This is a genomic window from Bacillus sp. NPDC057893 (assembly GCF_042796455.1).
Lineage (GTDB): Bacteria > Bacillota > Bacilli > Bacillales > Bacillaceae_G > Bacillus_A.
This window is the reverse complement of sequence record NZ_JBHVNG010000002.1, coordinates 247,439-261,144: the sequence shown is the minus strand read 5'-3', so window position 1 is coordinate 261,144 and position 13,706 is coordinate 247,439. Positions and strand designations below refer to the sequence as shown.

The following is a 13,706-nucleotide window of genomic DNA, read 5'->3' as shown; positions in this document are numbered from 1 at the left end:
TCATTTCCGTACCCCTCTTACTCCATTCAACACAAAAAACCTCGATTCCATCACACACGGAACCAAGGTTTATCTCATTATCATTGATTAAATTAAAAAACTATGTTAAATTAGTACAGAAACGCATTCTTAAAAAACAAGAGAATGTATTTATCCGTATCTTAATTATACACCAAAACACATCTTCAGTCAACCTCTATTTTTCACTTTTAAAGGAGTGCTTACGTATGAACAAAAAACTTGATCAAGAGCAAAAACGATTGGATAGCGTAATAGAAACTATTACGGAGCAAATTGATAAACTGGAAAGTGACACTGGCAGACGCCGGGCAGAAGTAATCAACATTCGTAAACACTTCTGGGATGATGTAAAAGTTAACACTGATACTTTTGACGATTATCTTGAAACAGTTATCAACTTAAGACAACAAGCTCAGTCACTAGCCGTAACACAAATCACCCATAAGCACACCTTTAATCGACTTGCCGCACTACGCCGTATGCATAAAGCACCTTACTTCGGACGAATCGATTTCAAAGAAGAAGGAGAATCTGGCGCAGAGCAAATTTATATCGGCGTTGCTACACTTACCGATGCAAGCGGAGAAAATTTTCTTATATACGATTGGCGCGCACCAATTTCAAGTGTTTACTACGATTATCCACCAGGACCGGCTGAGTACAGCACACCAGGAGGCGTAATCCGCGGCAATGTGGAGAAGAAATTACAATATATTATTCAAAATGGCGAGATTGATTCTATGTTCGATACGAGCCTCACAATTGGAGATGAAATCCTGCAACAAGCGCTTGGAAAAGGAACAAACAAACATATGCAAAGTATTGTTGCTACTATCCAGCGCGAGCAAAATGAAATTATCCGTCACGATGAAGGGCGACTACTTATCGTTCAAGGAGCTGCTGGTAGCGGTAAAACGTCGGCTGCCCTGCAGCGAATCGCCTACTTACTATATAAATATCGCGAATGGTTAAAAGCTGATCAAATTATTCTCTTCTCCCCTAACTCCATGTTCAACAGCTACGTATCTAACGTACTACCTGAACTCGGTGAAGAGAATATGCAGCAAGTTACATTCCAAGAATATTTAAACCATAGACTCAGTAAGTCATTTGACGTTGAAGATCCTTACGAACAACTAGAATATATGCTAACTGAAACGAATAGCCCTGCCTATAAAACTAGAAATGCGAGCATTCGATTTAAAGCATCTACTCAATTTTTCGATATGATTAGAACGTACAGACAATCGCTTGAATCTTCAGGCATGTTATTTAGAGGAATGAAGTTTAGAGGAAAACTGATTGCCTCTGCTAAAGAAATTACAGAGCAATTTTACAATACAGACTCCTCCCTCCGTTTCCATAATAGAATTGAAAAGTTAACGGATTGGCTAAATAAACAAATAGATGCAATCGAAAAAGCAGAACTGAAAAAACCTTGGGTAGAAGAGGAAATTGAACTACTTAGTAAAGATGAATATCAAAAGGCTTATAAATATTTACAGAAAAAGGGCGAGTTTGACGACAACTCCTTTAATGATTATGAAAAAGAAACGAAAGTACTTGGACGTATGATTGTCCGCAAAAAATTGAAGCCACTTCGTAAAGGCGTTCAAACACTACGCTTTATCAATTTCACAGGCATATATAAACAACTCTTCACAGATGCATCATGGGTTACTGGAGAAAAGCCTAAAGAATGGGACGAAATTTGCTCATTAACTGTGAACATGCTTGATGAAGGAAAACTATATTACGAGGATGCGACTCCATTTTTACTCTTAAAAGAATTAATCGAAGGCTTCCAAACGAACAGATCGATTAAACACGTACTCGTCGACGAAGCGCAAGATTACTCTCCGTTTCAATTCGAGTTTTTAAAACGTCTCTTCCCTGCCGCAAAAATGACGGTACTCGGGGACTTTAACCAAGCGATATTTGCTCATGCGAGTGAAGCAGTGAATTTCAATACACTTACTAGCTTATACGGACCTGATGAAACGAACGGCATCAACTTAACTCGTAGCTATCGTTCAACAAAACCGATTATTGAATTCACACGCTATCTCGTACCGGAAGGAAAGAATATTAACGCCTTTGAACGTGACGGCGAGAAACCTACAGTGACTAAAGTTTCTGATTACAGCGAACTGCATAATTGTATTACTTCCAAAGTTGTTGAACTACAAGAACAACAGCACAATACGATCGCAATTATATGTAAATCCGCAGCCGAAAGTGCCGCTGCCTACGAAGCACTCAGTCATATCGAGAATATTAAACTTGTGAAAAGTAACTCTGCTGAGTATGAGCAAGGCATTGTCATTATCCCTGCTTATTTAGCGAAGGGTATCGAATTTGATGCTGTTATTATTTACAATGCCTCTAAAGATGTGTACAGTGATGCAAGCCTTCGTAGATTGTTCTACACTGCTTGTACGCGCGCGATGCATGAATTGCAGCTTTATAGCGTTGGTGAGGTTAGTCCTTTTGTGATGGGGGCTGATACGGAGAGTTTTGAGCTTATTACACCTTGATATTAATCAAGGTGTTTCTTTTTTATGCAGGACTTACAACTAAAAAATAGAATATATCATTTTAGAAAAAATTAAGGAGTGAAAAGATGAATCATTATTTCATTGCTATTTATGACGGTGAGTTTTCTACCGAAAAATTACATACCATTTTACAATCTAATCCCACTTTTACCGAACTAAACGTCCGCACCATTTCAATCTCATCATCAAGACCTTTCACCTTATTAGTTGGTGCAGAAAATGATGCACTCACAACTGGACTTACAGACAAATACCACTTATTAACGAAAGAATTACAATCACTTGAACAGCAAGAGAAGTACTATTACGTATACGATTATAAAATTAGAAAGACCATCGAGAACCCTATCCAAAAATGCTTTCCATTAGCCAAAATTAATATAAGTGTTACGAAATTCCATAAGATGATTCAAAAAGTAAAAGACTTAAAACGACCTGTATTTGCGGGCTATAATATCTCTTCTCATGATTCAGACATACTTACAATTGATGTACTTCTTTCTTCACCTTTATTAGATCCTAACACTTCCGAAAAAGATGCGAAAGAATACTTATATTTACAACAACTAGCTGAATCAATCTCTCGTTCTGAATTATGTATTTCTATTGAGGCTAGTTCACTTATTTAAATACAACAAGAGGGTTATTTGTCATAACCCTCCACTACTATCTATTTACGTTTATACTTGATCATAATAATGAATTCTTTTATATACAACTTATATAAGTATCAAGGTGTCTTTTGCATTCTCACTGACATATCTTTACGCCGATATACACTCAGCACGATCCCCATTAAAAGCGCATGAAATACAGTTGGTGTTAATCCATAACTAATAAAAGGCAAGGATATAGCAGCAATCGGTAATAAACCTAGGATCATTCCAACGTTATAAATGAACTGGACTACGAAAAGGGTCATTCCTCCAACGAGAAGCAATTTACCATACCGATCATTTATTTTATAAGATATGACCATTATCCTTGCTACAAAAAGAGAAAGAACGAAGACAAGAATTAGCGCAAGCACATATCCATAATAATAAGTCAAACTTGCAAACACAAAATCAGTATCTGGAGCAGGGATAAACTTTGTATCTCCAGATGTACCAAACCAACCCGCTGACGACATTACCTCTTTTAAACGTACATACATAAACCCTGCGCCCCCTGCATCACGCTCTGGATTTAAATAACCTAAAAATCTATCCAAATGATATCCTTTTAATGCGGACCAGGAAAAAAATACTCTTATACTCAATAAACAAATTGGTACAATTGTAATAATCAATGCTTTTTTCTTTCCTAACTTACTCCACCAAAGCATAACAAATATCATCGTGATATAAATAAAAATTGTTGAAAGAGTTGATACAATGAAGAATAAATACAAAGAAAATAAATACAAAACCACGAGATGTATAACCTTTAACCTACCGTTATTGAAAAAAGAAGCCCAAGCTAGAAAAAAGAACGGCACTGCCATTAAGCAGTCAATTGCAATGGGACCAATTTTTATTAACGGTTCGCCAGCCATCGAAGCGTTCGGAAAACAGTATAGCATTAACAGGATAAGTACTCCGATTGTGTAAAACAACCATCCGAGTCTTTCTAACTTCCGATAATCAATCAGCATCATCCCAAGAGCTGCTGCAACGCCAAGAATAACAAATATTATCTTATTCATTAGTAAATCATTCGTATGTCCAAAAGCTATAACTGGCAGAAAACCTAACCCCATAGCAGTCACTAATAAAATAATTAGAAACCACTCAACCTTTGGCTTATGAAGTTTGTTAAGTTCCCGGCCAAGTTTAATTGGACTTCCCATTTGTTCAACAGCTTTGTCTTCAGCAACTTCCTTACTTAACCCTTTATCCATCCACATATTTTCCGCTTGCTTCAAGTGAAAATCTAGTTCAGTAGCCACAAAGCTCTTTGCTTCTTTTGATTTAATATGATTGGTAACTTCGCTTAAAAAATGCTCCCCTTTTTTATTCAATTCCGCCTCACTCCTGTACTAATCCTTTTAATATAAATCGTGCCTTCGTAGAATCTTTTTCTGCCTTTCGTAACATCTTGTTTCCTTTATCATTTAATTGATAATATTTAGCTCCCGCATGATCCCAGCTAGATTGGATAAAGCGATTCTGTTCCAAGCGGTGTAATAAAGTGTATAAAAAACCTTCATTTCCTTCGAATTTTTGAATTCCTCTCCCTCGCAATAGCTGCCCCAGTTCGTACCCTGTTTTTTCATTCATAAGAAGTTGTAAAACCGCTAAAGAGATGTCTTCTTCATTTTCGTGTGATTGATTGATTTTTTCACGTACCCGCTTTCGATGCTGATCAGAAAAACTCAAATGTTTAAAAGTTGTGTTCTCCATTGATTTTTGCAAGCCTTTTAATCGATCTTCCATTTGATTATTCCTCCAATCCTTTCTTCAAAAGCTCCTTCGCTTTTTTCAGTCTAGTTTTTATCGTATTTTCCTTCACTTCTATTACAATCGCAATCTCTTTAATTGATAATTCTTCATAATAAAATAGATAAATCACTTCTCGATATTTTATCGGTAAATTCATTACTGCAGAAGCAAGCCTACTATCCTCTGCATTTTGAATAACTGTTTGCTCGACACTATCATGTTGAACCTCAATATAAGCAGATTCATCCTCTGTCACGATTACCTTTTTGTTATACCAACTTTTTATATAGTCCTTACAATGATTAATTGCGATTCTCCATAACCATGTTTTTAAGTTCGAATTCCCTTTATATGTATGAAGAGATTTATAGCATTTCACAAATATATCTTGCGTTAAATCCTCCGCAACTTCTTTATTATTCACATATGAGTACACAAGCTGTAAGACTTCTTGTCCATACTTGTTCATTATTTCGTCGATAAGGTCCTCCTTATCTTCTATTTCAAACGCTTCTACCGTTAATTCATCCACATCATTTCCTCCTTCCCATATATTAGACGACGCACTCTATGGAAAAGTTTTATAAATCCATAAAAAAAACGGTTGGCAATGTCCGTACCGTTTTTTTAAACCTTAATTTTTCTTTACTAAGAGTAAACCTTTTATTATGATACAACACTTTATATTCACTTATAGTCAAAATTTTAGCGCATTCATAATATAACAAAAAACCACCTAAAGGCTCCCCTTCAGGTGGTTCTCTATTTTACGCTAACGCAGCTGCCTGCTCTTGTTGATCTACAGGAATTACAGCGTCTCTTAACGCTTTTTCTAGTTCAGCTGTGTATTTCATTTGCTCTTCTTTGCTCCAGCCAAGTTTCGCAGCCATGTAGTTGATTACTGCTTCTTTCCACTCGTATACCCAGTGGATGTTGAAGAATACAGCGCCTCTGCGGCGTACGAAGAAGTCAACTGGTTTCGCTGTCATTTCGTAATCCATTGCGTATACAAGCGGGATTAGAACGTCTAGCGGCATGTTGTATTCTTTCGCTTCTTCTTTATGTTTTTTCGCTAAATCGAACAGTACGTCAACGTTAGAGCCGTAGAATTTCGCGAATTCTTCCGCTTGCGCTGTCGTTAAACCGTATTTTGTACCTTCGCCTGCTTTTTTCGCGATAAATGCCGAGAATCCGTGTGAACCACTTACATGACCACCAGAGATTGGCATATGTTTCGTATCGCTCTTCGGATATGCGCTATGACCTTCTTTTTGTAATAGATTCGTTACGTAGTCTACTACCATTTCAGCCATTTTGCGGTATCCTGTTAATTTACCGCCTGCGATTGTAATTAAACCAGATTCAGAAGTCCAAATTTCATCTTTACGAGAAATTTCAGATGCGTTTTTACCTTCTTCGTAAATTAACGGACGTACACCAGCCCAGCTTGATTCCACATCTTTTTCTGTAATTTTCACACTCGGGAACATGTAGTTAATCGCATTAATGATGTATGTGCGATCTTCTGTTGTCATGTGTGGTACAGCTGCGTCTTTATCATAGAACGTATCCGTTGTACCTACGTACGTTTTTCCTTCGCGAGGAATCGCAAACACCATACGTTTATCTGGTGTATCAAAGTAAATCGCTTGCCCTAATGGGAAACGTTTTTGATCAATTACTAAGTGAACACCTTTTGATAATTGAAGTACTTTCCCTTTTTTCGAGTTATCTTTTTCACGAAGTGTGTCTACCCAAGGACCGGCTGCGTTTACAATTTTCTTACCGTAAACTTCGTACACTTCTCCGTCTAGTAAATCGATTACACGTACACCGCATACTTTTCCATCTTTATATAAGAAATTGTCTACTTTTGCGTAGTTAACAGCTTTCGCACCATGTTCAATTGCTTCTTTCATTACTTCAATTGTAAGACGCGCATCATCTGTACGATATTCTACGTAGTAACCGCCGCCTTTTAATCCTTCTTGTTTTACAAGAGGCTCTTTATTTAGCGTTTCTTCACGGTTAAACATCTTTCTGCGCTCGCTTCGTTTTACACCTGCTAGGAAGTCGTATACACGAAGACCAATTGATGTACTAAATGACCCGAACGTGCCGCCTGTATGGAACGGAAGTAACATCCACTCTGGTGTTGTTACATGGGGACCGTTCTCATATACGATCGCACGCTCTTTCCCCACCTCTGCTACCATTTTCACTTCAAGTTGTTTTAAATAACGTAAACCGCCGTGTACAAGTTTCGTTGAACGACTTGATGTACCTGCTGCAAAGTCCTGCATTTCAAACACAATTGTTGATAAACCGCGTGTTGCCCCATCTAATGCAATACCAGAACCAGTAATACCTCCACCAATTACGATCACATCTAACTCTTGTTTATTTACTCCGTTTAATACGTCTTTACGTTGTTTACTTGAAAATTTCATGGTAATTCCTCCCTTTGATAACGAAAAAAGAGACCACGAACTCCGCTATAGATTTCGCCTCTATAGCGTGTTGTGGTCTCTCCAAATCTCCTACCGAATTATTAACTTGTCATCATTATAACACTGTTTATGATTATTTGAAAGCTTTTGTTGCTTCAATTGCCTTTTTCCATCCAGCATATAGCTCTTCGCTTGTTTCCGCTTCCATTGCCGGTGTAAAGCGTTTATCCATATTCCACTGCGCTTTAATTTCGTCTTGGTTTTTCCAATATCCAACCGCAAGACCAGCTAAGTATGCTGCACCTAAAGCTGTCGTTTCACTGATCACCGGACGCTCTACAGGAACGTCTAACATATCGCTTTGGAACTGCATTAAGAAGTTATTCTTAACTGCTCCCCCGTCAACGCGTAATGTGTTCAGTTCAATACCTGAATCAGCTTCCATCGCGCATAATACATCTTTCGTTTGGTATGCTAACGATTCTAGCGTTGCACGAATGAAATGCTCCTTCGTCGTACCGCGCGTTACACCAAACATAGCGCCGCGTACTTCACTATCCCAGTACGGTGTACCTAATCCTACGAATGCTGGTACTATGTATACACCTTCAGTTGATTCAACACGGCTAGCATACACTTCACTCTCACTCGCATCTTTAAACATGCGCATTCCGTCACGTAACCACTGAATTGCAGAACCTGCTACGAAAATACTTCCTTCTAATGCGTAATTCACTTTACCATCTAAACCCCATGCAATTGTTGTTAATAGGCCATGCTCAGAAGCTACTGCTTTTTCGCCTGTGTTCATTAACATAAAGCAACCAGTTCCGTAAGTGTTCTTCGCCATACCTTCACCGAAACAAGCTTGTCCAAATAATGCCGCTTGCTGGTCACCAGCTATACCTGCAATCGGTACATTTTGACCGAAGAAGTGGTAATCAATTGTTTCTCCATATATTTCCGATGATTGACGTACTTCTGGAAGCATGCTCTTTGGTACTGTTAACATGTCTAGAAGTTTATCATCCCACTGTAAGTCGTGAATGTTAAACATTAATGTACGTGATGCATTTGAGTAATCTGTTACGTGCGCTTTCCCGCCAGACAATTTCCATACAAGCCATGTATCAATTGTTCCGAATAATAACTCGCCGTTTTCCGCTTTTTCTCTTGCACCTTCAACGTTGTCTAAAATCCATTTTACTTTCGTACCAGAGAAGTATGCATCAATTAAAAGACCTGTTTTTTCGCGAACCATCTCGCTATAACCTTTTTCTTTTAACTCATCACAAATTTCAACTGTTTGACGAGATTGCCATACGATTGCGTTATAAATTGGTTTTCCAGTTGTTTTATCCCATACAACCGCTGTTTCACGTTGGTTCGTAATACCGATACCAGCGATTTGTTCTGGCTTCACATCTGCTTCGCTTAAGCAAGTTGCGATAACTGCTAAAATAGATCCCCAAATTTCTTGTGCATTATGCTCAACCCAGCCTGGCTTTGGAAAATGTTGCGTAAACTCTTTTTGAGCTGAATGAACGATTTTTCCTTCTTTATTGAAAAGAATTGCGCGTGAGCTAGTTGTTCCTTGGTCTAATGAAAGAATATATTTTTTCATATCAGTTTCCCCCTATGCTACTTTTCTACTATTTGTAGTAGCTCCACTTTTTTTACTTGTCATATAAGAGATTGCTAGTACAATCACAGTTGCAATAATCACATAAATAAGTGCTGAATTTTGTTTTCCTTCAAATACAACTTGATGGAATAATCCTGCAAGTGATCCACCTAGAATTGGACCAACTACTGGAATCCATGCATACTTCCAGTTTGAACCGCCCTTTCCTGCAATCGGAAGGAAGAAGTGTGCAATACGCGGACCTAAATCACGAGCCGGGTTGATTGCGTATCCTGTTGTTCCACCTAATGATAAACCAATACTTACAATTAAGAAACCTACGATAAATGGATTTAAACCATCTGCAAATTTATTTGCTCCAATTGCTAATATACCAAATACTAAAACGAATGTTCCAATCATTTCACTTAAAAGGTTTGTAAATGTGTTCGGAATTGCTGGACCTGTTGCAAATACACCTAACTTTGTTCCTGGATCCTCTGTTTCTTTCCAGTGTGGTAAGTAATGTAAATATACGAGAACTGCCCCGATAATTGCCCCAATCATTTGTGCTGCGATATACATAGGTACGTCACTCCATGGGAACGCTCCCTTAAAAGCAAGTCCTATCGTTAAAGCCGGATTCAAATGTGCCCCACTAATTGATCCAACTGCATACGCTGCCATAGCAACCGCTAAGCCCCAGCCCATTGTAATTACAATCCAACCAGAATCTTTCGCAAACGACTTCTTTAAACTTACACCAGCGCAAACACCGCCACCAAGTAAGATTAACAACGCTGTCCCTATTAATTCCCCTAAAAATGCTGACATAAAATCCCTCCACAATCAATTTAAATGCTTTCGAAAAGTGATAGAGGTAAAATGAATGGCCATTCGTTTTTTTTCAAAAGAAAAAGATCCACAGCTTACATGCTTCTATAATATATATATAGAAACAATAAAATGTGGATCTCTTCTTTTCTCCGTCACGTTTATTAACTTGTCTATAATGTTAACCTCTAATGAAAGCGGTGTCAATAGAATTTTTCACATTTTCGTCACTTTTTTTGGTAATGTTTCCATAATTCTTTTTTCGATGTCGTAATTGCTGTCGCACCAGCATTTAACGCTCTTTCAACGTCTTCTACCGTTCGAATAAAACCACCTGCTAAAATCGGTACACCTGTACGCTCTTTCACCTCAGCAATGACACCCGTTAACGCACCGGGAAGCACCTCTATATAATCCGGCTTCGTCTTTTCTAGCAAATTACAGCTCTTTTCCATCGCGCTAGAATCAATTAAAAAGATGCGTTGAATGGAGACAACACCTTTTTGCTTCGCCTTCATAATTACACTCGCCTTTGTCGATAATAACCCGTACGGTTTATATTCTTGGCATAAAAATTCCGTCGCATGCCCATCACTTTGTAATCCATGGATCAAATCAACATGTAAAAATACTTTTTTATTATGCTGCTTCGCGAGTGACACAACACTCTTCAATTGACCAACATGAATATCTAAAATAACAATATACTCATACGAACTATGTAATAGCTTTTCCAAATCTTTAATTTGCCTCACTGCCGGCAATATCTTCTGTTCATGAAATTCCATTCTAAATGTCCCCTTCCTGTCTATTCTTTATAGTACACAATTTAAGTGGAAAGAACAGCTAGTGTAGGGAATTTCTTTTAATTTATTCATACAAACAAAAACACCATCCCTTCCTATACTTCTACAGAAAGAATAGCGTACATCTCCATTTCATTCATCTGATTTTGGATTATATGAAAAACCCGGATATTTCACAACAGGCCATTTTTGCTTACGTAAGGAATCCATCAATTGCGGGCCAACATGTACATTACTTTCCACTATTTCTTTAGGAGTCAGTGCCATCCATTGATTTAACGATACATCTTCAAAAAGGTTACTTTTGAACATCTCTAAAAACCATAATGTTTCGGTACCAGTGTTTTGAATATAGTGTCCGGTAGCAAACGGTACATATCCAACATCACCAGCTCTATAATCAAATGTACGAGCTGCACCATCCCCAAGAAACACCGTCATTCTCGCTTGCCCGGTAAGATAATATTGCCACTCATCATTATTCGGGTGCCAATGAAGCTCTCTCATTCCACCAGGCTCAATCTCAACGAGCGCTGCTGCGATTGTTTTTGAAATAGGAAAATTCGTAGAATCTACAATTCGGACACTACCACCAGGGGTCTTGATAGGTGTTTGTTTTGACAATTCGTGCTTGAAGGTTAAAGGAATTTCTCCTTCAGGTGACTGGACTTCCTGACTCTCAAGCGAACCCGGTACCTCTCCTTGATAAATATAGATTTGCTCTGAAGGAATAGAGTTAAAAGCACTCTCTGGTACTCCGAAATTAGCCGATAGAATCTCTTTTGGAGTATGCGCGAACCAATCGGAGATGGATAGGGTAGATAGATCAGAAAAATGTCCATCATCGAAAACGAGCAGAAATTCACAATGTTCCATCCCTTGAATGGAATGCGGGATACCAGGCGGGAAATACCAAAGATCCCCCGGACCAACATCAGCAATAAAATTCCGGCCATTTTGATCAACTGCAGTTATTCGTGCCCGTCCTAAAAGCATATACGCCCATTCCGCTTCCTTATGCCAATGAAGTTCACGCACCCCACCGGCCGTTAAGCTCATATTTACCCCAGCAATCGTAGTCGAAACCGGAAGTTCCCGAACAGTAATCTCCCGAGACCACCCACCTTGTTTTAAGATCATAGAAGTGTCTGAGAACGAAAATTTCAAGTTAGGAACTAATCCCGCATCCGTAATAGGCGGCACGAGCATATTCGGATTTTGAATATCCCGCATAACATTACGTGGCCCAGAATCAATCGCACCTGCTCCATCACTGCGGATTGGTTGTGGCACATTCCCTCCTGTTTCATTAACAGTACGTTTTTTCATCATTACACTCCTTTTTCATCCGATTATTAATCATAGTGTATGAATTGGGCTTTGGATGGTTACAGTTACTATTGATACGAACCCTTTATATTCTTAGCAGAGATTCAAAAAGGAATGCCATTCTATTCAAATAGAACGCCATTCCTTTTTTATAAACAGTATTTGGAATTTATTATTTCAGATATTTCCCCAAATCATCTAAGTTTCTCGTATGATTTAGAATGATTACGTACTCAACTTCAACTTCTGTTACAACCATTTCTAAAACTTGATGGATTTCAATATAATCATTTTCATATTCTTTTGCCGAAGCCACAATCTCCTCTAGGGTTCTTACAAATGTTTCAGCACTCCAGTCTTTTGTTGACAACGCCACATAGGTTTGAAATTTTTTTGTATTCATATCAGTTCTTCAAGTACAATGGGAATTGTGTACTTCTTGATGAGTCAGAATGATTGATTATAACCCTATGATGACTTGTTGATGAATCAGAAGTACTTACATTACCATCGAATTGTTTAGCATACGTTGTTGTTCTGTTACCATTGTTATCCGTTTGACTCCACTTATTTTCATAATTATGCATTGTTTCCTCCCTTAACTTCTTCACGTCAACATCTCGACCATACTGAGTTTTGCTAGAAGTAGATTTTTCTTTAGGGTTATATTTATGTCTATTATAAGCATGTTCATTAATAAAGCTAGATTTATTTGTTCCACCATTTAATTTATATGGTACCTTTGGACTAGAACCTTTCCCTGGTTTTCCGGGTTTTTTCTTTTTAACCAGAGAATCAATTCGGTTGTCATGTGTAGTTACTTCGTTTACGGAAGTTATATTACCTCTAGCATCTGTTCGAACAGATAGATCAATTGATTCCTCTATACCTTGCGTATTTTTCCAATAAAAAGTCACCTGATTTTCAGTGTTTTTTGTAAAGGTATCTTGAATTTGACTTAGTTGATACGTATCAATTTTTTCAGATGTAACTTCATCTAAACTAATTTGTTTTGGACTGAAATTTTCTTCAGAAGCGGCAGATACAGCTCCTGTGAATAATAGACTTAAACTTAGTGTAGCGGCCGTTGTTAAATTAATGAATTTAAATTTACTTTTTTTCATAATACACCATCCTTTAATAATACTAAAACTATATATTACGTGAATTAAATATATACTACTCTCTAATAAAAATCAATTACATTTTTTTATGCTAATCTATTTGATTATCTGAAAAAATACATATGCATAAGAAAGCCAAGGTACATATAAAAACAGGCCATAGTATATTTCCATACTATGGCCTTCTTCTGTTTCAATTCGCATATGCACATTGACTTTTTTTAAAATGACAGCTAATAAACGAAACATATGCTTTTCTCCTATACAAATATTTCATCCAACAGAAAAAGAAGAGAAATACAATACTTTTCTCTTCTTCAAAAGTTTCTATTAAAGCAAAACCGAATCCTTATCACTATCCTGATTACGTTTCTCACGCTCTTCTTCTAAACGCTTCATATAAACTTCGCCTTCTTTTTCGATAAAATCGTTATCCATCTCTTGCTCTTTTTTCGAAGTATATAAAACCATGTAGCCACTCAATACAATCCCAATGATTACAAGATAAATCCACCATGGTAAAATTTCCACTTTCGT

14 protein-coding genes are annotated in these 13,706 nt (G+C 37.6%); 2 read left to right on the top strand and 12 right to left on the bottom strand.

Annotated features, from left to right (window positions below; all coding sequences use genetic code 11):
- Positions 1-227: 227 nt before the first annotated feature.
- Positions 228-2,558 (top strand): RNA polymerase recycling motor HelD, encoded by a 2,331-nt coding sequence (gene helD, locus ACFVQC_RS09970; protein ID WP_377898262.1) that lies wholly within the window; start codon positions 228-230, stop codon positions 2,556-2,558.
- 86 nt (positions 2,559-2,644) lie between these two features.
- Positions 2,645-3,208 carry a hypothetical protein gene (locus ACFVQC_RS09965; protein WP_377894911.1) on the top strand — a complete coding sequence of 188 codons (564 nt, stop codon included), beginning with the start codon at positions 2,645-2,647 and terminating at the stop codon, positions 3,206-3,208.
- Between the two features lie 101 nt (positions 3,209-3,309).
- On the opposite strand, the gene ACFVQC_RS09960 is transcribed toward ACFVQC_RS09965, so the two are convergent.
- The 12 genes from ACFVQC_RS09960 to ACFVQC_RS09905 form a co-directional block, all read right to left on the bottom strand.
- A complete protein-coding gene (locus ACFVQC_RS09960; RefSeq protein ID WP_377898261.1) occupies positions 3,310-4,581 on the bottom strand; it encodes an FtsW/RodA/SpoVE family cell cycle protein in 1,272 nt (423 codons plus the stop codon).
- A 7-nt stretch (positions 4,582-4,588) separates the two neighbouring features.
- Positions 4,589-4,996, bottom strand: coding sequence for a PadR family transcriptional regulator (locus ACFVQC_RS09955; RefSeq protein ID WP_377898260.1), 408 nt, complete (start codon positions 4,994-4,996; stop codon positions 4,589-4,591).
- A gap of 4 nt (positions 4,997-5,000) precedes the next feature.
- On the bottom strand, positions 5,001-5,534 hold the full coding sequence (locus tag ACFVQC_RS09950) for a sigma-70 family RNA polymerase sigma factor (protein WP_377898259.1): 534 nt from the start codon (positions 5,532-5,534) through the stop codon (positions 5,001-5,003).
- Between the two features lie 235 nt (positions 5,535-5,769).
- Positions 5,770-7,452 carry an aerobic glycerol-3-phosphate dehydrogenase gene (gene glpD, locus ACFVQC_RS09945; protein WP_377898258.1) on the bottom strand — a complete coding sequence of 561 codons (1,683 nt, stop codon included), beginning with the start codon at positions 7,450-7,452 and terminating at the stop codon, positions 5,770-5,772.
- A 133-nt stretch (positions 7,453-7,585) separates the two neighbouring features.
- A complete protein-coding gene (gene glpK / locus ACFVQC_RS09940; protein ID WP_377898257.1) occupies positions 7,586-9,076 on the bottom strand; it encodes a glycerol kinase GlpK in 1,491 nt (496 codons plus the stop codon).
- Positions 9,077-9,088: 12 nt separating this feature from the next.
- Positions 9,089-9,910, bottom strand: a complete 822-nt coding sequence (gene glpF, locus ACFVQC_RS09935; protein ID WP_070141165.1) for a glycerol uptake facilitator protein GlpF — start codon at positions 9,908-9,910, stop codon at positions 9,089-9,091.
- Positions 9,911-10,137: 227 nt separating this feature from the next.
- Entirely contained in the window at positions 10,138-10,698 is a 561-nt protein-coding gene (gene glpP, locus ACFVQC_RS09930) for a glycerol uptake operon antiterminator GlpP (RefSeq protein WP_000394293.1), read from the bottom strand.
- A gap of 150 nt (positions 10,699-10,848) precedes the next feature.
- Positions 10,849-12,045, bottom strand: coding sequence for an oxalate decarboxylase family bicupin (locus ACFVQC_RS09925; RefSeq protein WP_377898256.1), 1,197 nt, complete (start codon positions 12,043-12,045; stop codon positions 10,849-10,851).
- A gap of 172 nt (positions 12,046-12,217) precedes the next feature.
- On the bottom strand, positions 12,218-12,448 hold the full coding sequence (locus ACFVQC_RS09920) for a hypothetical protein (RefSeq protein WP_087970766.1): 231 nt from the start codon (positions 12,446-12,448) through the stop codon (positions 12,218-12,220).
- 1 nt (position 12,449) lies between these two features.
- Positions 12,450-13,169, bottom strand: coding sequence for a hypothetical protein (locus ACFVQC_RS09915; RefSeq protein ID WP_377898255.1), 720 nt, complete (start codon positions 13,167-13,169; stop codon positions 12,450-12,452).
- A 96-nt stretch (positions 13,170-13,265) separates the two neighbouring features.
- Positions 13,266-13,418: a hypothetical protein gene (locus ACFVQC_RS09910; protein ID WP_377898254.1), complete on the bottom strand. Its 153-nt coding sequence runs from the start codon at positions 13,416-13,418 to the stop codon at positions 13,266-13,268.
- Between the two features lie 81 nt (positions 13,419-13,499).
- On the bottom strand, positions 13,500-13,700 hold the full coding sequence (locus ACFVQC_RS09905) for a sporulation YhaL family protein (protein ID WP_002064098.1): 201 nt from the start codon (positions 13,698-13,700) through the stop codon (positions 13,500-13,502).
- Between the last annotated feature and the right edge of the window lie 6 nt (positions 13,701-13,706).